This window comes from Pseudomonas helleri (assembly GCF_009600315.1).
Lineage (GTDB): Bacteria > Pseudomonadota > Gammaproteobacteria > Pseudomonadales > Pseudomonadaceae > Aquipseudomonas > Aquipseudomonas helleri_A.
Genome location: NZ_WIWC01000001.1, coordinates 186,352 through 208,074 on the forward strand (window position 1 = coordinate 186,352; position 21,723 = coordinate 208,074).

17 protein-coding genes are annotated in these 21,723 nt (G+C 54.8%); 15 read left to right on the forward strand and 2 right to left on the reverse strand.

Going from position 1 to position 21,723, the window contains the following annotated elements:
- Positions 1-156: 156 nt before the first annotated feature.
- The 3 genes from GHN86_RS00860 to GHN86_RS00870 all read left to right on the forward strand — a co-directional run bounded on the left by GHN86_RS00860 (position 157) and on the right by GHN86_RS00870 (position 3,202).
- Positions 157-1,011 (forward strand): glycine betaine ABC transporter substrate-binding protein, encoded by an 855-nt coding sequence (locus GHN86_RS00860; protein ID WP_153377264.1) that lies wholly within the window; start codon positions 157-159, stop codon positions 1,009-1,011.
- Between the two features lie 224 nt (positions 1,012-1,235).
- Entirely contained in the window at positions 1,236-1,547 is a 312-nt protein-coding gene (locus GHN86_RS00865; RefSeq protein WP_153377265.1) for a DUF485 domain-containing protein, read from the forward strand.
- Positions 1,544-3,202, forward strand: a complete 1,659-nt coding sequence (locus GHN86_RS00870) for a cation acetate symporter (RefSeq protein ID WP_153377266.1) — start codon at positions 1,544-1,546, stop codon at positions 3,200-3,202. Before GHN86_RS00865 ends, GHN86_RS00870 begins: the two co-directional genes overlap by 4 nt.
- A 298-nt stretch (positions 3,203-3,500) precedes the next feature.
- On the opposite strand, the gene gltA is transcribed toward GHN86_RS00870, so the two are convergent.
- Complete coding sequence (gltA, locus tag GHN86_RS00875; RefSeq protein ID WP_122784526.1) at positions 3,501-4,790, reverse strand: citrate synthase; 1,290 nt, start codon at positions 4,788-4,790, stop codon at positions 3,501-3,503.
- Between the two features lie 349 nt (positions 4,791-5,139).
- On the opposite strand from gltA, the gene sdhC reads away from it, so the two are divergent.
- The 10 genes from sdhC (at position 5,140) to brnQ (ending at position 18,321) form a co-directional block, all read left to right on the forward strand.
- A complete protein-coding gene (gene sdhC / locus GHN86_RS00880) occupies positions 5,140-5,526 on the forward strand; it encodes a succinate dehydrogenase, cytochrome b556 subunit (RefSeq protein ID WP_323369128.1) in 387 nt (128 codons plus the stop codon).
- Positions 5,520-5,888 (forward strand): succinate dehydrogenase, hydrophobic membrane anchor protein, encoded by a 369-nt coding sequence (gene sdhD / locus GHN86_RS00885; RefSeq protein ID WP_153377267.1) that lies wholly within the window; start codon positions 5,520-5,522, stop codon positions 5,886-5,888. The genes sdhC and sdhD overlap by 7 nt, the downstream gene beginning before the upstream one ends.
- Before the next feature lie 3 nt (positions 5,889-5,891).
- The gene (sdhA, locus tag GHN86_RS00890; protein WP_153377268.1) at positions 5,892-7,667 is read left to right on the forward strand and encodes a succinate dehydrogenase flavoprotein subunit; all 1,776 of its coding nucleotides are present in this window, start codon (positions 5,892-5,894) and stop codon (positions 7,665-7,667) included.
- A gap of 11 nt (positions 7,668-7,678) precedes the next feature.
- Complete coding sequence (locus tag GHN86_RS00895; protein WP_153377269.1) at positions 7,679-8,383, forward strand: succinate dehydrogenase iron-sulfur subunit; 705 nt, start codon at positions 7,679-7,681, stop codon at positions 8,381-8,383.
- 259 nt (positions 8,384-8,642) lie between these two features.
- Positions 8,643-11,474, forward strand: coding sequence for a 2-oxoglutarate dehydrogenase E1 component (locus tag GHN86_RS00900; RefSeq protein ID WP_153385973.1), 2,832 nt, complete (start codon positions 8,643-8,645; stop codon positions 11,472-11,474).
- Between the two features lie 40 nt (positions 11,475-11,514).
- Positions 11,515-12,732 (forward strand): 2-oxoglutarate dehydrogenase complex dihydrolipoyllysine-residue succinyltransferase, encoded by a 1,218-nt coding sequence (gene odhB / locus GHN86_RS00905; RefSeq protein ID WP_153377271.1) that lies wholly within the window; start codon positions 11,515-11,517, stop codon positions 12,730-12,732.
- A 159-nt stretch (positions 12,733-12,891) separates the two neighbouring features.
- Positions 12,892-14,328 (forward strand): dihydrolipoyl dehydrogenase, encoded by a 1,437-nt coding sequence (gene lpdA / locus GHN86_RS00910; RefSeq protein ID WP_153377272.1) that lies wholly within the window; start codon positions 12,892-12,894, stop codon positions 14,326-14,328.
- A gap of 224 nt (positions 14,329-14,552) precedes the next feature.
- The gene (sucC, locus tag GHN86_RS00915; RefSeq protein WP_122784531.1) at positions 14,553-15,719 is read left to right on the forward strand and encodes an ADP-forming succinate--CoA ligase subunit beta; all 1,167 of its coding nucleotides are present in this window, start codon (positions 14,553-14,555) and stop codon (positions 15,717-15,719) included.
- Positions 15,719-16,600, forward strand: coding sequence for a succinate--CoA ligase subunit alpha (sucD, locus tag GHN86_RS00920; RefSeq protein ID WP_095002114.1), 882 nt, complete (start codon positions 15,719-15,721; stop codon positions 16,598-16,600). Before sucC ends, sucD begins: the two co-directional genes overlap by 1 nt.
- A gap of 407 nt (positions 16,601-17,007) precedes the next feature.
- Positions 17,008-18,321, forward strand: coding sequence for a branched-chain amino acid transport system II carrier protein (gene brnQ, locus GHN86_RS00925; protein WP_153377273.1), 1,314 nt, complete (start codon positions 17,008-17,010; stop codon positions 18,319-18,321).
- A gap of 168 nt (positions 18,322-18,489) precedes the next feature.
- Here brnQ and GHN86_RS00930 read toward each other — a convergent pair whose 3' ends face one another.
- Complete coding sequence (locus GHN86_RS00930) at positions 18,490-18,768, reverse strand: hypothetical protein (protein ID WP_122784533.1); 279 nt, start codon at positions 18,766-18,768, stop codon at positions 18,490-18,492.
- A gap of 233 nt (positions 18,769-19,001) precedes the next feature.
- Between GHN86_RS00930 and htpG the strand changes: the two genes are divergently transcribed.
- Both htpG and GHN86_RS00940 read left to right on the forward strand, forming a co-directional pair.
- The gene (htpG, locus tag GHN86_RS00935) at positions 19,002-20,909 is read left to right on the forward strand and encodes a molecular chaperone HtpG (protein WP_153377274.1); all 1,908 of its coding nucleotides are present in this window, start codon (positions 19,002-19,004) and stop codon (positions 20,907-20,909) included.
- A 59-nt stretch (positions 20,910-20,968) separates the two neighbouring features.
- Positions 20,969-21,697, forward strand: coding sequence for a dienelactone hydrolase family protein (locus tag GHN86_RS00940; RefSeq protein WP_153377275.1), 729 nt, complete (start codon positions 20,969-20,971; stop codon positions 21,695-21,697).
- Positions 21,698-21,723 lie beyond the last annotated feature (26 nt).

The window sequence follows — 21,723 nt, forward strand, 5'->3', positions numbered from 1 at the left end:
ATGTCGCTGTTGATTGTCTTGGGGTCGTCGTCAGAGCATGCCGGTGGGCGGGCGGAGTTGATCATCAGGACGCATGCGGGATGTGCAGTAGTACGCACACCCAACGTCTTGATGCGGCCCGGCACTCGTCGGGCCCGGCACTGTGGGGAATCGACAATGAAGATGCGACGACTAACAAGCGCGGGTGCTGCCTTGGTGCTGGCAATGAGTGCGAGCTTGGCGAGCGCCCAGAGCAAGCCGACCTTGAGTATCGGCTATGTGGATGGCTGGTCGGACAGTGTGGCGACAACCCATGTAGCGGCAGAAGTCATTAAGCAGAAGCTGGGTTACGACGTGAAGTTGATGCCGGTCGCCACAGGGATCATGTGGCAGGGCGTAGCTACAGGAAAGCTCGATGCCATGTTGTCGGCATGGTTGCCCATTACTCACGGTGAATACTGGGCAAAGAATAAAGACAAGGTAGTTGATTACGGGCCGAACTTTAAAGACGCAAAAATTGGTTTGATCGTGCCTGAGTATGTAACCGCAAAGTCTATTGCCGATTTGAAGGATGACACTGGATATAAGCAGAAAATTGTGGGTATTGATGCAGGCTCGGGAGTGATGCTCAAAACCGATGAGGCGATCAAGGATTATGGTCTTGGTTATAAACTCCAGGCCAGTTCTGGTGCGGCCATGACGTCGGAGCTTGCACGGGCTTATGCCAAGAATGAACCCATCGTGGTGACCGGTTGGGTACCGCATTGGATGTTTGCCAAGTGGAAACTTCGTTTTTTGGATGACCCGAAAGGCGTTTATGGCGCAGCGGAAACAGTTAATAGCATCGGCAGTAAAGGGCTGGAAGCCAAAGCGCCTGATGTAGCGGCCTTCTTGAAGAAGTTTTCGTGGAATTCAAAAGATGAGATTGGTGAGGTAATGCTGGCTATTCAAGAGGGAGAAAAACCTGAAAAGGCCGCTAAAGAATGGGTTGCCAAACATCCGGAGCGAGTATCGCAGTGGACCGCTGAATAATCGCGAGGTGTCTAGTTGGCATCACTCAGAACCGTTTGGTGTTTATGCCAAACGGTTTTTTCGTCTCTGGCACTTTGAGTAGGCACTTGTCGTCCTTGCAGACTAGATAAACCGGGGGCTACGACGAATTCAAGGGTTCTACTACTAAAGTCGTCTGGTGTTGATTTTGAAGCCCGCCAATAGTGAAAACGTTCCATCTCATCTGTGCTGCGAGGACAAAAATAATGAACGACAGCATTTACCTCACGATTCAAAACAGCCCCCGATTCAAGGAGCTGGTCAAAAAAAGAGAACGATTTGCCTGGATTCTTTCGGCAATCATGCTCGGCTTATATGTGGCTTTTATCCTGTTAATTGCTTATGGGTCGCACATTATGGGGGCCAAGTTAAGCCCTGGTTCGTCAATCACCTGGGGTATACCGATAGGTGTGGGGTTGATTGTATCGGCCTTTGTCCTGACCGGTATTTATGTACACCGGGCTAATGGCGAATTTGATGACCTGAACAATGCAATTCTCAAGGAGGCAGGGCAATGATCAGGCGTCTACTGGCAATACTGGGCACTGCGGCCTTTGCTCCTGCTGTCCTGGCGGCTGACGCGCTGACCGGGGAAGTGCAAAAACAACCCTTGAATATCGCTGCAATTATCATGTTCGTTGCGTTTGTGGGGGCAACGCTTTGTATTACGTACTGGGCCTCCAAACGTAATAAGTCAGCGGCTGACTACTATGCGGCTGGTGGCAAGATCACAGGCTTTCAGAATGGGTTAGCGATTGCGGGTGACTATATGTCCGCCGCGTCCTTCCTGGGTATTTCCGCGCTGGTTTACACCTCCGGCTACGATGGCCTGATCTATTCAATCGGCTTTCTAGTGGGCTGGCCCATCATCCTGTTCTTGATCGCGGAGCGTTTGCGTAACCTGGGCAAGTACACGTTTGCCGACGTCGCATCGTACCGTCTGGGTCAAACTCAGATTCGCTCGTTGTCTGCCTGCGGTTCTTTGGTGGTGGTGGCGTTTTACTTGATCGCCCAGATGGTGGGCGCCGGTAAGCTTATTCAGTTGCTGTTTGGTCTGGATTACCACGTTGCGGTGATCCTGGTAGGCATCCTGATGTGCTTGTATGTGTTGTTCGGCGGTATGCTGGCAACCACATGGGTGCAGATCATCAAAGCGGTACTGTTGCTGTCCGGTGCGACGTTCATGGCTGTGATGGTCATGAAGCACGTCAACTTTGACTTCAATGCGTTATTTGCCGAAGCGGTCAAGATTCACCCTAAAGGTGAGGCGATCATGAGTCCGGGCGGTTTGGTCAAGGATCCGATTTCTGCCTTCTCGCTGGGGCTGGCGCTGATGTTCGGTACGGCGGGCTTGCCACATATCCTGATGCGCTTCTTCACCGTGAGTGATGCCAAGGAAGCCCGTAAAAGTGTGTTCTACGCGACCGGTTTTATTGGTTACTTCTATATTTTGACCTTCATTATCGGCTTCGGCGCAATCATCCTGGTGAGCACCAACCCTGCATTCAAAGATGCGGCAGGCGCTTTGCTGGGTGGCAACAACATGGCGGCCGTGCATTTGGCTGATGCAGTGGGTGGCAGTATCTTCCTGGGCTTTATTTCTGCAGTAGCCTTTGCGACGATTCTGGCGGTGGTAGCTGGTCTGACGCTGGCCGGTGCTTCGGCGGTGTCGCACGACCTGTATGCCAGTGTTATCAAGAAAGGCAAAACCAACGATAAAGATGAAATTCGTGTCTCGAAGATCACCACTATTGCTTTGGGCGTGCTTGCAATTGGCTTGGGGATTCTGTTCGAAAGCCAAAACATTGCGTTCATGGTAGGTCTGGCATTCTCGATTGCGGCGAGCTGTAACTTCCCGGTGCTGTTGCTTTCCATGTACTGGAAGAACCTCACCACTCGTGGCGCCATGATTGGTGGCTGGCTGGGGTTGATCAGCGCGGTGGGCTTGATGATTCTGGGTCCAACCATTTGGGTGCAGATCCTGCATCATGAAAAAGCGATCTTCCCTTACGAATACCCAGCGTTGTTCTCCATGATCATCGCGTTCGCGGGTATCTGGTTCTTCTCTATTACGGACAAGTCCAAAGCCGCAGAAAAAGAGCGTGCGCTGTTCTTCCCGCAGTTTGTGCGTTCACAAACTGGCTTGGGGGCGAGCGGGGCGGTGGATCACTAATCTGCTGTAAGTCGGTAGGTACACATAAATCCCCCTGTCGTGAGGCAGGGGGATTTTTATTGGCGCGCCCACGCTCGTAGCAGCTGTCGAGCTCTGCGAGGCTGCGTCCGATTGCGAAGCAATCTTAAAATCAGCCAACACCAGTTCTGGGTTTTGCTAGGGTTGTGCCGCCGAACGTAGCCTCGCGGAGCTCGTCAACTGCTACGAAGATCTGAGGCGTCAGGCAGGCAAAAAAATACGGCCTCTATTGGATAGAGGCCGTATTCGGTGCAGTCAGGGCGCTATCGTCAGACAGGCCTTACTTGCGGTCTTCCAGCTTGGTCAGGTCACGCTGCTCGTAGCCGGTGTACAGCTGGCGCGGACGGCCAATTTTGTACGGGCTGGAGAGCATTTCTTTCCAATGCGAGATCCAGCCGACTGTACGCGACAGAGCGAAGATCACGGTGAACATGCTGGTTGGAATGCCGATCGCCTTGAGGATGATCCCCGAGTAGAAGTCGACGTTCGGGTACAGCGAGCGTTCGATGAAGTACGGGTCGGTCAGGGCGATCTCTTCCAGACGCATGGCCAGTTCGAGTTGCGGGTCGTTTTTGATCCCCAGCTCTTTCAGCACTTCGTCGCAGGTCTTCTTCATGACGGTGGCGCGCGGGTCGCGGTTTTTGTAAACGCGATGACCGAAGCCCATCAGTTTGAACGGATCGTTCTTGTCCTTGGCCTTGGCGATGAATTTGTCGATGTTGGACACATCGCCAATTTCGTCGAGCATGGTCAGCACGGCTTCGTTGGCGCCGCCGTGAGCAGGGCCCCACAGTGCGGCAATACCGGCAGCAATACAGGCAAACGGGTTGGCACCCGAAGAGCCCGCCAAGCGCACGGTAGAAGTCGACGCATTCTGTTCGTGGTCAGCGTGCAGGATAAAGATCTTATCCATTGCCTTGGCCAGTACCGGGCTGATCGGTTTGATCTCGCACGGCGTGTTGAACATCATGTGCAGGAAGTTTTCGGCGTAGCTCAGGTCATTACGCGGGTACATCATGGGTTGACCCATGGAGTACTTGTAAACCATTGCTGCCAGCGTTGGCATCTTGGCAACCAGACGCACCGCAGAAATTTCGCGGTGCTGCGGGTTATTGATGTCCAGGGAGTCGTGGTAGAAGGCCGAGAGGGCGCCGACTACACCGCACATGACCGCCATCGGGTGGGCGTCACGACGGAAGCCGTTGAAGAAGGTCTTCAACTGCTCGTGAACCATGGTGTGGTTCTTCACGGTGCTGACAAACTGCGCTTTCTGTTCTGCGGTCGGCAATTCGCCGTTCAGCAGCAGGTAGGCAGTTTCAAGGTAGTCAGAGTGTTCAGCCAGCTGTTCGATCGGGTAGCCGCGATGCAGCAGGATACCGTTGTCACCATCAATATAGGTGATCTTCGACTCGCAAGACGCGGTCGACATGAAGCCAGGGTCAAATGTGAATCGGCCCGTGGCCGTCAGGCCTCGCACATCGATTACATCGGGACCCACGGTGCCAGTTAAAATGGGCAGCTCGACGGGGGCTGCGCCCTCGATGATCAACTGCGCTTTTTTGTCAGCCATGTGGCCTCCTATTTATGCTTGAAATCATCAGACTGCCCCCCACGCAGGGCCCGCACCACTATAGATAGATAAATTCGAATGTCAATTTGCCTAAAGTCTTGCTGTACAAGGCTTTGGTATGTCTTTTTTCAAGATGTTCAGCGCCGTTTACGCCTTTTATCGAGCCAGCGCAATGCGCTATTAGAGGGAGGTGATTGCGTTGTCATTAGTAACCTAACTGTCTATACTCGGCAGCCGACCGCCAGAGGCTTTTGGGCCTGTTTAGATGGGGGTCGTCACTCCCGGGTGGTGGGTACCTGACCAGTGCGCATCCCAACAAACTTGCCCTGATAGTTAGGGGCTCTTCAGTGTGAAAAAAGCCGTGAATAGCCAACGACCTGTAAACCTAGACCTAAGGACCATCAAACTCCCGATCACCGGCGTTACATCATTCCTGCACCGTGTTTCGGGCATCATTCTTTTTCTCGGCCTGGGCTTCATGCTTTACGCATTGAGCAAATCCCTGGGTTCCGAAGAAGGATTTGCCGAGGTGAAGGCATGCTTGACCAGTCCACTGGCCAAGTTCGTCGCGTGGGGCATGCTCTCTGCCTTGCTGTATCACCTGGTTGCCGGTGTGCGCCACTTGATTATGGACATGGGCATTGGTGAGACGCTGGAAGGCGGCAAGCTGGGCTCGAAAATCGTAATCGTCATTTCCGTAGTGATGATTGTTCTGGCGGGAGTTTGGATATGGTAACCAGCGTTACGAACCTGTCGCGTTCGGGCCTCTATGACTGGATGGCACAACGTGTGTCTGCGGTTGTTCTAGCGGCTTATTTCATCTTCCTGATCGGGTACCTCGTTGCGAACCCAGGCATTGGCTACGCCCAATGGCATGACCTGTTCGCAAGCAACTGGATGCGTATCTTCAGCCTGCTGGCCCTTGTTGCACTCGGCGCTCACGCCTGGGTCGGCATGTGGACCATCGCGACCGACTACCTGACGCCGATGGCGCTGGGCAAGTCCGCGACAGCAGTACGTTTCCTCTTCCAGGCAGTTTGCGGCGTTGCAATGTTCGCTTACTTCGTCTGGGGTGTGCAGATTCTTTGGGGTATCTGAGTCATGGCTAACACAGTTAATACACTTTCGTTCGACGCCATCATCATTGGCGGCGGCGGTGCTGGCATGCGCGCAGCTTTGCAACTGGCACAAGGCGGTCACAAGACAGCCGTAATCACCAAGGTTTTCCCGACCCGCTCGCACACCGTATCGGCTCAGGGTGGCATCACTTGCGCCATCGCGTCTGCAGATCCGAATGATGACTGGCGCTGGCACATGTACGACACCGTCAAGGGCTCCGACTACATCGGTGACCAGGACGCTATCGAATACATGTGTTCCGTAGGCCCTGAAGCCGTGTTCGAGCTCGAACACATGGGCTTGCCGTTCTCCCGTACCGAACAAGGTCGTATCTATCAGCGTCCTTTCGGTGGTCAGTCCAAGGACTTCGGTAAAGGTGGCCAGGCTGCCCGTACCTGCGCCGCAGCCGACCGTACCGGTCACGCGCTGTTGCACACCCTGTACCAGGCCAACCTGAAAGCCGGCACTGTATTCCTCAACGAATACTACGGTGTCGATCTGGTCAAGAACGAAGACGGCGCCTTTGTCGGCATGATCGTCATCTGCATCGAAACCGGTGAGACTTCCTACGTTCGCGCTAACGCCACCGTACTGGCGACTGGCGGTGCAGGCCGTATCTACTCCTCTACAACCAACGCTCTGATCAACACCGGTGACGGTATTGGCATGGCGCTGCGTGCAGGCGTTCCGGTACAAGACATCGAAATGTGGCAGTTCCACCCGACCGGTATTGCCGGCGCCGGTGTATTGGTAACTGAGGGTTGCCGTGGTGAAGGTGGATACCTGATCAACAAGCACGGCGAGCGTTTCATGGAGCGTTACGCTCCGAACGCCAAAGACCTTGCAGGTCGTGACGTTGTTGCTCGCTCGATGGTTAAGGAAATCATCGCGGGCAACGGTTGCGGTCCAGATGGCGACCACGTAATGCTGAAGCTTGATCACTTGGGTGAAGAAGTTCTGCATAGCCGTCTGCCAGGCATTATGGAGCTGTCCAAGACCTTCGCTCACGTCGATCCAGCCTTGGCGCCGATCCCGGTGGTTCCAACTTGCCACTATATGATGGGCGGCGTTGCCACCAACATTCATGGCCAGGCAATCACTCAGGACGCCGAAGGCAACGACCAGATCATCCCTGGCCTGTTCGCAGTAGGTGAAGTAGCGTGCGTATCGGTTCACGGTGCCAACCGTCTGGGCGGCAACTCGTTGCTCGACCTGGTGGTATTCGGTCGTGCAGCCGGCCTGTTCCTTGAGCAGACCCTGAAAGAAGGCGTTGATTACGCTCGTCCACGTCAGTCCGATATCGATGCTGCTCTGGCGCGTCTGGCGGGCCTGAACTCGCGCACTGATGGCGAAGACGTTGCAACTCTGCGTAAAGAGCTGCAAAGCTGCATGCAGAACTACTTCGGTGTATTCCGTACTGGCGAATACATGCAGAAGGGCATCACTCAGTTGGCGGATCTGCGCGCGCGTATCGCCAACGTGAAAATCAACGATAAGAGCCAGGCATTCAACACGGCCCGTATCGAAGCCCTTGAGCTGCAAAACCTGCTCGAAGTGGCTGAAGCAACTGCAATCGCTGCTGAAACCCGTAAAGAATCGCGCGGTGCTCACGCCCGTGAAGACTTCGAAGATCGTGACGACGTTAACTGGCTGTGCCACACCCTGTACTTCCCGGGTGAAAAACGCGTAGCCAAGCGTGCGGTGAACTTCTCGCCGAAAACCGTTCCGACCTTCCAGCCAATGATTCGGACTTACTAAGGGTGGCCGATATGTTGAAAGTCAGTGTTTATCGCTACAACCCGGATCAAGACGCTGCACCGTTCATGCAGGAATTTCAGGTCAATACCAACGGTAAAGACTTGATGGTGCTGGATGTGTTGGCCTTGATCAAAGAGCAGGACGAAGGTTTCTCCTATCGTCGCTCTTGCCGCGAGGGCGTTTGCGGCTCCGACGGCATGAACATTAACGGCAAAAACGGCCTGGCCTGTGTCACGCCGCTGTCCGCTGTCGTAAAAGGTAACAAGTTAGTCGTACGTCCTCTGCCAGGTTTGCCGGTTATCCGTGACCTGGTTGTCGACATGAGCATCTTCTACAAGCAATACGAGAAGGTGAAGCCGTTCCTGCAGAACGATACGCCAGCCCCGGCTATCGAGCGTCTGCAATCTCCGGAAGAACGTGAAAAACTCGACGGTTTGTACGAGTGCATCCTGTGCGCTTGCTGCTCGACCTCGTGCCCGTCCTTCTGGTGGAACCCGGACAAGTTCCTGGGCCCTGCTGCACTGCTGCAAGCCTACCGCTTCCTGGCTGACAGCCGTGACACCAAGACCAACGAGCGTCTGGCTTCGCTGGATGACCCGTTCAGCGTATTCCGCTGCCGCGGGATCATGAACTGCGTAAACGTGTGTCCGAAGGGCCTGAACCCGACTAAGGCCATCGGTCACGTGCGTAGCATGCTGCTGCATAGCGGCGTTTGATACACAGTTGTACCGTAGATCGCTGTAACCGTAGATGCTACGGCGCAGGCTTCAACCGGCGCCGTAGTTATAACCTGAGCAACAGCTCATAAAGCTGCGGCTCTTATTTTGAAGAAATGAGACCAGCAGGGGCATCCGGGCTGGTACCCGGACTATCAGCGTGATCCTAAGTGGCTTGTTTTAGTCGCTGTATTCGGACTTTCTCAAGCGTGCTCTGGTGTTTGCGCCGATGGTGTCCCCTAACCGAGGGTGACCAAGCATGCAAGAAAGCGTGATGCAGCGCATGTGGAACAGCGGCTATCTTTCAGGTGGTAACGCTGCCTATGTGGAAGAGCTCTATGAGCTCTACCTGCACGACCCTAACGCTGTGCCAGAAGAATGGCGCACCAAATTTCAGACGTTGCCTACTGAAGGCAACTCTGCCAACGATGTTTCGCACTCCACAATCCGCGACCATTTCGTGCTGCTGGCAAAGAACCAGCGCCGCGCCCAACCGGTTTCTGCCGGGAGCGTGAGCAGCGAGCACGAGAAGAAGCAGGTTGAAGTGCTGCGATTGATCCAGGCCTATCGGATGCGCGGCCACCAGGCAGCCCAGCTTGATCCGCTGGGGCTGTGGCAACGTCCTGCACCTGCAGACCTGTCAATCAATCATTACGGCTTGACCAATGCCGATCTTGATACGACCTTCCGTGCCGGCGACCTGTATATCGGCAAAGAGGAAGCGAGCCTACGCGAAATTCTCGACGCGTTGCAGCAGACATATTGCCGCACCATCGGCGCCGAGTTCACGCACATCGTCGATTCCGAGCAGCGCCACTGGTTTGAACAGCGCCTCGAAAGCGTACGTGGCCGTCCAACGTATTCGGCTGAAGTCAAAAGCCATCTGCTTGAGCGCGTCACTGCAGCTGAAGGGCTTGAAAAGTACCTGGGCACCAAATACCCGGGCACCAAGCGTTTCGGCCTGGAAGGCGGCGAAAGCCTGATTCCTTTGCTGGACGAGCTGATTCAGCGTTCGGGCAACTACGGCACCAAGGAAATCGTTATCGGCATGGCCCACCGTGGTCGCCTTAACGTATTGGTGAACACCTTCGGCAAAAACCCGCGCGAGTTGTTCGACGAGTTCGAAGGCAAGAAAAAGATCGAGTTGGGTTCCGGTGACGTTAAATATCACCAGGGCTTCTCCTCCAACGTCATGACCTCGGGCGGCGAAGTTCACCTGGCAATGGCGTTTAACCCGTCCCACCTGGAAATCGTTTCTCCAGTGGTTGAAGGGTCTGTACGTGCACGTCAGGATCGTCGTAACGACAAGACTGGCGAAAAAGTGCTGCCTATTTCCATCCACGGTGATGCTGCTTTCGCAGGTCAGGGCGTGGTCATGGAAACCTTCCAGATGTCGCAAACACGCGGCTTCAAGACGGGCGGTACGGTTCACCTGGTGATCAACAACCAGGTTGGCTTCACCATCAGCAACCCGGAAGACTCCCGTTCGACCGAGTACTGCACTGACGTCGCAAAAATGATTCAGGCGCCGATCCTCCATGTAAATGGTGATGATCCGGAAGCCGTATTGTTCGTGACCCAGTTGGCCATCGACTACCGCATGCAGTTCAAGCGTGACGTCGTAATCGACCTGTTCTGCTACCGCCGTCGCGGTCACAACGAGGCCGACGAACCAAACGGCACACAGCCGCTGATGTATCAGCAAATCGCCAAACAGCGCACCACCCGTGAACTGTATGCCGAGCGCCTGACACAAGAGAAAGTGGTTGACGCAGAGCGCGTTCAGGCCAAGATCGACGAATATCGCAACGCGCTGGACAACGGTCTGCATGTTGTGAAAAGTCTGGTCAAAGAGCCGAACAAAGAGCTGTTCGTAGACTGGCGTCCGTACCTGGGCCACGCCTGGACTGCGCGTCACGACACGCGTTTCGATCTCAAGACTCTGCAAGAACTGTCTGCCAAGCTGCTGGAAATTCCAGAGGGCTTCGTGGTGCAGCGTCAGGTCGCGAAGATCTACGAAGACCGTCAAAAAATGCAAGCCGGCGGCCTGCCGATCAACTGGGGTTATGCCGAAACAATGGCATACGCGACCCTGGCGTTCGAAGGTCACCCAATCCGCATGACGGGCCAGGACATCGGCCGCGGCACGTTCTCGCACCGTCACGCTGTGTTGCACAACCAGAAAGATGCCAGCACTTACATTCCGCTTCAGCACCTGTACGAAGGTCAGCCACGCTTTGACCTGTACGACTCGTTGCTGTCGGAAGAAGCGGTATTGGCATTTGAATACGGTTACTCGACCACCACGCCTAACGGTCTGGTGATCTGGGAAGCCCAGTTCGGCGACTTCGCCAACGGTGCTCAGGTTGTTATCGACCAGTTCATCACCAGCGGCGAGCACAAGTGGGGCCGTCTGTGCGGTCTGACCATGCTGTTGCCACACGGCTACGAAGGTCAGGGCCCAGAGCACTCCTCTGCACGTCTTGAGCGTTACTTGCAGCTGTGCGCCGAGCACAACATTCAGGTGTGCGTACCAACCACTCCAGCGCAGATCTATCACCTGCTGCGCCGTCAGGTCATTCGTCCGCTGCGCAAGCCGCTGATCGTCCTGACACCGAAGTCGTTGTTGCGTCACAAGCTCGCCGTCTCGACCCTGGAAGATCTGGCCGAAGGTTCGTTCCAGACCGTTATTCCAGAAATCGATGCACAAGATCCGGCCAAGGTCGATCGCATCGTGCTGTGTAGCGGCAAGGTCTACTACGACCTGTTGGAAAAACGCCGTGCCGAAGGTCGTGAAGACATCGCCATCGTGCGTCTTGAGCAGCTGTACCCGTTCCCTGAGGACGACTTGATTGAAGTCCTGGCTCCGTACAAAAACCTCAAACACATTGTTTGGTGTCAGGAAGAGCCGATGAACCAGGGTGCCTGGTACTGCAGCCAGCATCACATGCGTCGCATCATTGGTAGTCACGATAAATCTCTCGTACTCGAGTACGCGGGCCGTGACGCTTCTGCTGCACCTGCTTGTGGTTATGCATCGATGCACGCTGAGCAACAGGCAAAACTGTTGCAAGACGCGTTTACTGTTTAACGCCTTCGCGCACTGAAACCGAATTTAAGGAACCACGAACATGGCTATCGAGATTAAAGCCCCTACTTTCCCGGAATCGGTTGCCGATGGCACCGTTGCCACTTGGCACAAACAACCGGGCGACGCTGTAAAGCGTGATGACCTGATTGTTGACATCGAAACCGACAAAGTTGTGCTGGAAGTGCTGGCAACAGCCGACGGCGTATTGGGCGCAATCGTCAAGAACGAAGGCGACACCGTTCTGTCCGACGAAGTACTGGGCTCCATCGTTGAAGGTGGCGCTGCTGCTGCTCCAGCCGCCGCTGCTGCACCGGCTGCCCAAGCTGCTGCCCCGGCTGCTGATGGCGAAGACGACCCGATTGCTGCTCCAGCCGCTCGCAAGATCGCTGAAGAAAATGGCATCAACATCGCTTCCGTTGCCGGCACTGGCAAAGGCGGTCGTGTGACCAAGGAAGACGTGGTAGCGGCTGTTGCTGCCAAGAAAGCCGCTCCGGCTGCTGCTCCGGCCAAGCCTGCTGCACCTGCCGCTGCTGCACCGGTATTCGCTGCAGGTGATCGCGTAGAGAAGCGCGTTCCGATGACCCGCGTTCGTGCCACCGTGGCCAAGCGCCTGGTTGAAGCTCAGTCGAACATGGCGATGCTGACCACGTTCAACGAAGTCGACATGACTGAGATCATGGCGCTGCGTTCGAAGTACAAGGACCTGTTCGAGAAGTCCCACAACGGCGTACGTCTGGGCTTCATGTCGTTCTTCGTGAAAGCGGCTACCGAAGCGCTGAAACGCTTCCCGGCTGTTAACGCTTCGATCGACGGTTCCGACATCGTTTACCACGGCTACGCCGATATCGGTGTTGCTGTTTCCAGCGACCGCGGTCTGGTGGTTCCGGTTCTGCGTAACGCCGAACTGATGAGCCTGGCTGAAATCGAAGGCGGCATTGCTGCCTACGGTAAAAAAGCCCGTGACGGTAAGCTGTCCATCGACGAAATGACCGGTGGCACATTCACCATCACCAACGGTGGTACCTTCGGTTCGATGATGTCGACTCCGATCGTCAACCCGCCGCAAGCCGCTATCCTGGGCATGCACAACATCCTTCAGCGTCCAATGGCAATCAACGGTCAGGTAGTAATTCGTCCGATGATGTATTTGGCTCTGTCTTACGATCACCGCTTGATCGACGGCAAAGAAGCTGTAAGTTTCCTGGTAGCAATCAAAAACCTGCTGGAAGACCCGGCACGTCTGCTGCTGGACATCTGATAAAAGCAGCTGCGCGTTTCAGGCCGCTGATTAAAACAGCCGGCTTGAAACTCGTATCATAGGAAACAGCTATGAGCTGCAAGCCCGAAGCCGCAAGCAATTGTGGTTTGGCCTTGTGGCTTAGAGCTTGAAGCTTGTAGCTAAAGAGGACTTTTTTACATGTCTCAGAAATTTGACGTTGTAGTGATTGGTGCGGGCCCTGGCGGCTACGTGGCTGCGATCAAGGCCGCTCAGTTGGGCCTTTCGACTGCATGCATCGAAAAATACACCGACAAGGAAGGCAAACTGGCTTTGGGTGGTACTTGCCTGAACGTCGGTTGCATTCCTTCCAAGGCGCTGCTGGACAGCTCCTGGAAATATCACGAAGCCAAGGACGCATTCGCCATCCACGGCATCACCACCGGTGAAGTGAAGATGGACGTTGCTGCGATGATCGGCCGTAAAGCCAACATCGTAAAAGGTCTGACTTCCGGCGTTGCGACCCTGTTCAAGGCCAACGGCGTTACTTCCCTGCAAGGCCACGGCAAACTGCTGGCCGGCAAGCGTGTTGAGCTGACCAAGCCAGACGGCAGCGTTGAAATCATCGAAGCCGAGAACGTGATTCTGGCATCGGGTTCGCGCCCGATCGACATCCCGCCTGCTCCTGTTGATAACAACGTCATCGTTGATTCGACTGGCGCGCTGGAATTCCAGTCCGTACCCAAGCGTTTGGGCGTTATTGGCGCTGGCGTGATCGGTCTGGAACTGGGTTCGGTATGGTCCCGTCTGGGCGCAGAAGTGACTGTGCTTGAAGCACTGGACACTTTCCTGATGGCGGCTGACGCTGCTGTGTCCAAGGAAGCCTACAAAACCCTGACCAAACAAGGTCTGGACATCAAGCTGGGCGCTCGCGTTACCGGTTCCAAGGTTAACGGCGACGAAGTCGTTGTGACCTACACCGACGCCAACGGCGAACAAACCATCACTTTCGACAAGCTGATCGTAGCCGTAGGTCGCCGTCCGGTGACCACCGAGCTGCTGGCAGCTGACAGCGGCGTGACCATTGACGAGCGCGGTTTCGTGTTTGTTGACGATCATTGCGCAACCAGCGTTCCGGGCGTCTTCGCTATCGGTGACGTGGTTCGTGGCATGATGCTGGCGCACAAGGCTTCCGAAGAAGGCATCATGGTTGTCGAGCGCATCAAAGGTCACAAGACCGAGATGAACTACGACCTGATTCCATCGGTTATTTACACTCACCCGGAGATCGCGTGGGTCGGGAAAACCGAACAGGCCTTGAAAGCTGAAGGCGTTGAAGTTAACGTCGGCACCTTCCCGTTCGCCGCCAGTGGCCGTGCCATGGCAGCAAACGACACCGGTGGCTTTGTTAAAGTCATTGCTGATGCCAAAACTGACCGCGTACTGGGAGTCCACGTGATTGGCCCGAGCGCAGCAGAGCTGGTACAGCAGGGCGCGATCGGTATGGAATTCGGCACCAGCGCTGAAGATCTGGGCATGATGGTTTTCTCCCATCCAACCCTGTCCGAAGCCTTGCACGAAGCAGCACTGGCAGTGAATGGCGGCGCCATCCACATTGCCAACCGTAAGAAACGTTAAGACCAGACAATAATAAACCACGGCGGTATGCCCGTCGTGAGCCTTGCTTGCAAGCCTCACCGCGGAACTTCCGCCGGACGCAGTCTTGTCTGATTTGCGCCAGGCCGTCACTGCTCACGCAGGGTCGGCTTGTCGAAAACAGAACAAGCAGCAGTCACAGGTGGTGCGGCACTAATTAAAGTGCAGCGCCGAATGCGCAGTACCTAACGAAGACGGTAAAAAGCATGAATCTTCACGAGTATCAGGGTAAGCAGCTGTTCGCTGAATACGGCCTGCCAGTATCCAAGGGTTATGCAGTAGATACCCCGGAAGCGGCCGCAGAAGCGTGCGACAAGATCGGCGGAACCGAATGGGTTGTAAAAGCTCAGGTTCACGCAGGTGGTCGTGGTAAAGCGGGCGGCGTAAAGCTGGTTCGCAGCAAAGAAGACGCTAAAGCATTTGCACAACAATGGTTGGGCAAGCGTCTGGTGACTTACCAGACTGACGCCAATGGTCAGCCGGTCACCAAGATCCTGGTTGAATCGTGCACTGATATCGCTAAAGAGCTGTACCTGGGCGCTGTCGTTGACCGTTCGAGCCGCCGCATCGTGTTCATGGCTTCCACCGAAGGTGGCGTGGACATCGAGAAAATCGCTCACGACACTCCAGAAAAAATTCTGAAAGCAACAATCGATCCACTGGTTGGCGCTCAGCCATTCCAGGGTCGCGAGTTGGCTTTCCAGCTGGGTCTGGAAGGCAAGCAAGTTACTCAGTTCGCCAAAATCTTCGTAGGTCTGGCCAAACTGTTCAAGGATCACGATCTGGCACTGCTGGAAGTGAACCCGCTGGTTATCAAGACTGACGGCGATCTGCACTGCCTCGATGCCAAAATCAACATCGACGCTAACGCCATGTACCGTCAGCCTAAGCTGAAAACGTTCCACGATCCGTCGCAAGACGATCCGCGCGAAGCGCACGCTGCCAAGTTCGAACTGAACTACGTGGCACTGGAAGGCAACATTGGTTGCATGGTCAACGGTGCTGGCCTGGCCATGGGCACCATGGACATCGTCAACCTGCATGGCGGCAAGCCAGCCAACTTCCTTGACGTTGGCGGCGGTGCTACCAAAGAACGCGTAACCGAAGCGTTCAAAATCATCCTGTCCGACAGCAATGTCGCTGCAGTGCTGGTTAACATCTTCGGCGGCATCGTTCGTTGCGACATGATTGCCGAAGGCATCATTGGCGCCGTGAAAGAAGTCGGCGTAAAAATCCCGGTGGTTGTGCGCCTTGAAGGCAACAACGCTGAACTGGGCGCTAAAGTACTGGCAGAAAGCGGCTTGAACATCATCGCTGCTACCAGCTTGACCGACGCTGCTCAACAAGTAGTTAAAGCTGCGGAGGGCAAGTAATGAGCGTCCTGATCAATAAAGACACCAAAGTTATCTGCCAAGGCATCACTGGCTCGCAGGGCAGCTTCCACACCCAGCAAGCCATTGAATACGGCACCAAGATGGTCGGTGGCGTGACTCCGGGCAAAGGCGGTACCACTCACCTGGACCTGCCTGTTTTCAACACCGTGAAAGAAGCCGTAGAAGCAACTGGCGCAACTGCCAGCGTTATCTACGTACCGGCTCCTTTCTGCAAGGACTCCATCCTTGAAGCAGCGTTCGGCGGCATCAAGCTGATCGTTTGCATCACCGAAGGCATTCCTACCCTGGACATGCTGGACTGCAAAGTTAAGTGCGACGAACTGGGTGTTACCCTGATCGGCCCTAACTGCCCGGGCGTTATCACCCCAGGCGAATGCAAAATCGGCATCATGCCGGGTCACATTCACTTGCCAGGCAAAGTAGGCATCGTGTCGCGTTCCGGCACCCTGACTTACGAAGCCGTGAAGCAAACCACTGACGCCGGTTTCGGCCAGTCGACGTGCGTAGGCATCGGCGGTGACCCAATTCCAGGTTCCAACTTCATCGATATCCTGAAGTTGTTCCAGGAAGACCCGAAGACCGAAGCGATCGTCATGATCGGTGAGATCGGCGGTTCGGCTGAAGAAGAAGCGGCTGCCTACATCAAGGCAAACGTGACCAAGCCTGTTGTTTCCTACATTGCTGGTGTGACTGCCCCTCCAGGCAAACGCATGGGCCACGCAGGCGCAATCATCTCTGGTGGCAAGGGTACTGCAGACGAGAAGTTTGCAGCCCTGGAAGACGCAGGCGTAAAAACCGTGCGTTCGCTGGCAGATATCGGCAAGGCTCTGTCCGAGCTGACTGGCTGGGCAATGAAGTAAGCCTCGCGCTTAACTGACTGCTTTACCAAGCAAAGGCCACCTTCAGGTGGCCTTTGTGCGTCTGGGCGTTCTAATAGTCGCTAACGAGGAACGATGGCTGCTAAGCGATCGTATGGCCTTCAATGTGTAATTGAGCGTAGGAAATAGTGAGTTTGCGCGTGAGGGGATCACACCAATTCTATTTTCGATGTCAACAAGGCGACAACTGCGTGCGTTCATCGGACAGTTCGCCCTGTAACAGTGCGTTTCAAACGAAAAATCGGTAGGCTAACAGCCAAATCTGCGTATGCATCCCACAAGGAAGCCGCGCGCTAGACGGGTCGGTCTTACTAAGGCTGACAGCATTTCCCACATCCGCACGGGAAATTCCCCTCTAAATTCCGATTCAGTAGTGTGGTATTTCCGTAATGAAAGTATTGAAAGGCCAGGACATTCTGGCACTTGGGTTTATGACTTTTGCCCTGTTTGTCGGGGCTGGCAACATCATTTTCCCGCCTATTGTTGGCCTGCAAGCAGGGCCGCATGTCTGGATTGCAGCACTGGGCTTTCTGGTCACAGCGGTAGGTTTGCCGGTCATCACCGTGGTAGCGCTGGCTAAAGTCGGCGGTGGCATGGACGCACTGAGCAGCCCCATCGGTAAAATTGCTGGCGGCTTGTTGGCTGCTGTTGCGTATCTGGCAGTTGGCCCGTTGTTCGCGACACCCCGTACAGCAACTGTTTCGTTTGAAGTCGGCTTGGCACCGTTGACGGGCGAAAGTCCACTGGCGCTGTTTCTGTACAGCTCGGTTTACTTTTTGATCGTGTTCTTCGTTTCACTGTATCCAGGCCGTCTGCTGGATACCGTCGGACGCTTTTTGGCGCCTCTGAAAATTATTGCTTTGGCGATTCTGGGCATTGCGGCTTTCGCGCTGCCAGCCGGGGATACGGGCGTTGCCACTGCGGAGTACGTTAGTGCACCGTTTTCCCAAGGTTTTATCAATGGTTACCTAACCATGGATACTTTGGGCGCGTTGGTATTTGGCATCGTGATTGTGAACGCGATTCGCTCGCGTGGCGTTGAGTCGCCGAAGTTGATCACCCGCTATGCCATCATTGCCGGTCTGATTGCGGGTGTTGGTTTGGCGCTGGTTTACGTCAGCCTGTTTCGCCTGGGTGCCGGCAGCCATGAAGTGGCGATGGGCGCAACCAACGGCGCTGCGGTACTGCATGCCTACGTTCAGCATACCTTTGGCTCGCTTGGTAGCGGTTTTCTCGCGGTATTGATTGCCTTGGCTTGCCTTGTTACTGCTGTGGGCCTGACCTGCGCCTGTGCTGAATACTTCAGCACAGTATTGCCGCTGTCCTACAAGACACTGGTGATCATTCTTGCGGTGTTCTCGCTGGGCGTGTCGAACCTGGGCCTTACCCAGTTGATCGCGTTCTCGATTCCGCTGCTAACTGCGATTTATCCGCCTTGCATCGTGTTGGTCGCGCTGAGTTTCTGTAAAGGGTTTTGGCATGCTCAATCGCGGATTGTTGGCCCTGTGATGCTCGTGTCGTTCTTCTTCGGCACCATCGATGCGCTTAAAGGTGCCGGCTTTGGCGAATGGATTCCAGGTACATTGGCCAACATGCCATTTAGCGAACAAGGTTTGGCTTGGCTGGTGCCTTGTGTAGTCACACTGATTGGCGCCGTTATTTGCGATCGTTTGCTGGGTAAACCTGTTCAAGCACTTGCTTAAAACTTTCCGGTTCGCAAAAGCATCACTGGATAATAAAAATGCCCTGCATCAATTCGATGCAGGGCATTTTTTATGGCCGGTATTTAATCGTTCAATCTATTAGTGCCAAATGCCAGATACAACAAAGCCCGCACTTGGCGGGCTTTGTCGTTGTCGCAGAAAGCGTGATTACTTGCTTTCTGGAGTAGCCACAGGTGCTGCTGGAGCAACCGGTGCAGCCTGGCCAGCTTCTTCAGCTGCGGCTTTATTGGACTCAGCCTGAGCTTTGGCCGCTTCGGCATTTTCTTTCGCCGCGTCGTTCACTTTGTCCTGAGCTTCAGACATTTTTTCCTGAGCTTGCTCAGCGTGCTGAGTAGCGTCTTGGGCTTTGTCTTCGGATTTCTTGTCGCAGGCAGCCAGGCCAAGCGAAGCAGCGAGCATCAGGGCAACAGCAAATGTATTACGCATGGGGTGTTTCTCCTTATGAGTAGATCTACGGGGCGTTTGAGCATTGGCCGATCGCTTAAGTTCCATGGCCATGCACATATATAAGTAAAGCACCGCGGGCGGGGATTATTGTTAAAAAGCCCGCAGGTTTCAAGTAGCCCTTGAAATCTAAATCTTAGGCCCCAACTTTAAATTCATCCCGCCGCCAACCCACTAGGGCGTGGCTCATGCCATCTAATCGGAGTTTGATAACAATGAGCGTGGAAACTCAAAAGGAAACCCTGGGCTTCCAGACCGAGGTCAAGCAACTCTTGCACCTCATGATCCATTCGCTGTACTCCAACAAGGAAATTTTCCTTCGCGAATTGATCTCGAACGCCTCTGATGCTGTCGATAAATTACGTTTTGAAGCGCTGTCCAAACCAGAACTGCTGGAAGGTGGCGCCGACCAGTTAAAAATCCGTGTGAGCTTCGACAAGGACGCTAACACCGTCACGCTCGAAGACAACGGTATCGGTATGAACCGTGACGATGTGATCACCCATCTGGGAACCATCGCCAAATCCGGTACAGCCGACTTCATGAAGAACCTTACGGGTGATCAGAAAAAAGACTCTCACCTGATTGGTCAGTTTGGTGTGGGCTTCTACTCGGCCTTTATTGTCGCGGACAAGGTTGATGTCTACAGCCGTCGTGCGGGCACTCCTGCAAGCGAAGGTGTGCACTGGTCATCCAAGGGCGAAGGCGAGTTTGAAGTTGCCAACATCGAAAAAGCCGAGCGCGGTACCAAAATTGTTTTGCACCTGAAGTCTGGCGAATCCGAGTTCGCTGACGGCTGGCGCCTGCGCAACATCATCAAGAAGTATTCCGACCATATTGCCTTGCCAATCGAGCTGCCTAAAGAGCAGACCGTTGCCGAAGGTGAAGAGGCGCCTGCGCTGGAATGGGAAACCGTCAACCGCGCCAGTGCCCTGTGGACCCGCCCTCGTACTGAAGTCAAGGACGAGGAGTATCAGGAATTCTACAAGCACATCGCCCACGACTTCGAGAACCCGCTGGCCTGGAGCCACAACAAGGTTGAAGGCAAGCTGGAATACAGCTCGCTGCTTTATGTACCGGCACGCGCGCCGTTCGATCTGTACCAGCGTGAAGCCCCTAAAGGCCTGAAGCTCTACGTACAGCGTGTATTTGTCATGGACCAGGCAGAATCATTCCTGCCACTGTATCTGCGCTTCATCAAAGGCGTGATCGACTCCAATGACCTGTCGTTGAACGTGTCGCGGGAAATCCTGCAAAAAGACCCGATCATCGACTCCATGAAGTCGGCGCTGACCAAGCGTGTGCTCGACATGCTGGAAAAACTGGCGAAGAACGAGCCTGAGAAATACCAGGGCTTCTGGAAGAATTTCGGTCAGGTCATGAAAGAAGGCCCTGCTGAAGATTTCGCCAACAAGGAAAAAATCGCCGGTCTGTTGCGTTTTGCCTCGACTCACGAAGAGGGTGGCGAACAGGTTGTGTCGTTGGCTCAGTACCTTGAGCGCGCCAAAGAAGGTCAGGACAAGATTTACTACCTGACCGGCGAATCCTACGCACAGGTTAAAAACAGCCCGCATCTCGAAGTCTTCCGCAAGAAAGGCATCGAAGTTCTGTTGTTGACCGACCGTATCGATGAGTGGCTGATGAGCTACCTCAGCGAGTTCGACGGCAAAAGCTTTGTTGACGTGGCACGCGGTGATCTTGATCTCGGCAACCTGGATTCCGAAGAAGACAAAAAGGCCGCAGAAGAGGCCGCCAAGGCTAAAGAAGGTCTGGTTGAGCGTATCAAGTCAGCCTTGGGCGAAAGCGTCAGCGAAGTGCGTGTATCGCACCGCTTGACTGACTCCCCGGCCATTCTGGCTATCGGCGAACAGGACATGGGCATGCAGATGCGCCAGATTCTGGAAGCCAGTGGTCAGAAAGTACCGGAGTCCAAGCCGATCTTCGAATTCAACCCGGCTCACCCCCTGATTGAAAAGCTCGATGCGGAACAGAGTGAAGAGCGTTTTGGCGACCTTTCGCACATTCTGTTCGATCAGGCGGCACTGGCTTCTGGTGATAGTTTGAAAGACCCGGCGGCTTATGTACGGCGGCTAAACAAATTGTTAGTAGAGTTGTCGGTCTAACCGCGCTATAAAAACCCGCTACGGCGGGTTTTTTTTGGTTTTGAATTCAGGAGCTTTACATGGAACCGATCACGGTCATGTCTGTGGCGTACCAAATCGACGGCCAACCCTATGAAGGGCGTCTTGCCTTTGACCCGAGCCGAGAAGATCCGCTGCCGGGTTTGCTGATGGCGCCTAACTGGATGGGCATCAGCGCTGGAGCTGAAGAGATTGCCAAGTCAGTGGCCGAGCAGGGCTATGTGGTATTGATTGCAGATTTGTATGGCAAAAGCATTCGCCCGAGCAATGCAGACGAGGCGGGCGCGGCCATGATGCCGTTGAAGAATGACCGTGCCTTGTTGCGCAAGCGTATGTGGGCGGCTTATGACCTGTTGAAGAACCAGGAGCAGGCCAAGGTTGACGGCAGCAAGCTGGCAACATTCGGCTTTTGTTTCGGCGGCTGCTGTTCGCTGGAATTGGCGCGCGGTGGCGCGCCGCTGCAAGCGGCCGTGTCATTCCACGGCACGCTGGACACTCCCAACCCTGTCGATGCACACAGCATCAAAGGCTCAGTATTGGTGCTGCATGGCGCTTCAGACCCATTGGTGCCACGTGAGCAACTTCCGGCGTTTGAAGAGGAGATGAACGCGGCAGGTGTGGATTGGCAGCTGACCAGCTATGGCGGAGCAGTGCATTCCTTCACCGATCCCCACGCCAATGTGCCGGGCAAGATGATGTATGACGCCAAAACAGCCAACCGGGCCTTTACGGCCATGCATAACTTGCTGGATGAAGTGTTCAGGGATTGAAGTGAATCAAGAGCGCCCTCACCCCA

Excerpts from the sequence above, each read along its gene's own strand:
- GHN86_RS00940 (WP_153377275.1), top strand. The coding sequence starts at position 20,969 with ATGGAACCGATCACGGTCATGTCTGTGGCGTACCAAATCGACGGCCAA.
- lpdA (WP_153377272.1), top strand. The coding sequence starts at position 12,892 with ATGTCTCAGAAATTTGACGTTGTAGTGATTGGTGCGGGCCCTGGCGGC.
- gltA (WP_122784526.1), bottom strand. The coding sequence starts at position 4,790 with ATGGCTGACAAAAAAGCGCAGTTGATCATCGAGGGCGCAGCCCCCGTC.
- GHN86_RS00860 (WP_153377264.1), top strand. The coding sequence starts at position 157 with ATGAAGATGCGACGACTAACAAGCGCGGGTGCTGCCTTGGTGCTGGCA.
- htpG (WP_153377274.1), top strand. The coding sequence starts at position 19,002 with ATGAGCGTGGAAACTCAAAAGGAAACCCTGGGCTTCCAGACCGAGGTC.
- sucD (WP_095002114.1), top strand. The coding sequence starts at position 15,719 with ATGAGCGTCCTGATCAATAAAGACACCAAAGTTATCTGCCAAGGCATC.
- sdhA (WP_153377268.1), top strand. The coding sequence starts at position 5,892 with ATGGCTAACACAGTTAATACACTTTCGTTCGACGCCATCATCATTGGC.
- GHN86_RS00865 (WP_153377265.1), top strand. The coding sequence starts at position 1,236 with ATGAACGACAGCATTTACCTCACGATTCAAAACAGCCCCCGATTCAAG.
- brnQ (WP_153377273.1), top strand. The coding sequence starts at position 17,008 with ATGAAAGTATTGAAAGGCCAGGACATTCTGGCACTTGGGTTTATGACT.
- GHN86_RS00895 (WP_153377269.1), top strand. The coding sequence starts at position 7,679 with ATGTTGAAAGTCAGTGTTTATCGCTACAACCCGGATCAAGACGCTGCA.
- odhB (WP_153377271.1), top strand. The coding sequence starts at position 11,515 with ATGGCTATCGAGATTAAAGCCCCTACTTTCCCGGAATCGGTTGCCGAT.
- GHN86_RS00870 (WP_153377266.1), top strand. The coding sequence starts at position 1,544 with ATGATCAGGCGTCTACTGGCAATACTGGGCACTGCGGCCTTTGCTCCT.
- sucC (WP_122784531.1), top strand. The coding sequence starts at position 14,553 with ATGAATCTTCACGAGTATCAGGGTAAGCAGCTGTTCGCTGAATACGGC.
- sdhD (WP_153377267.1), top strand. The coding sequence starts at position 5,520 with ATGGTAACCAGCGTTACGAACCTGTCGCGTTCGGGCCTCTATGACTGG.
- GHN86_RS00900 (WP_153385973.1), top strand. The coding sequence starts at position 8,643 with ATGCAAGAAAGCGTGATGCAGCGCATGTGGAACAGCGGCTATCTTTCA.
- GHN86_RS00930 (WP_122784533.1), bottom strand. The coding sequence starts at position 18,768 with ATGCGTAATACATTTGCTGTTGCCCTGATGCTCGCTGCTTCGCTTGGC.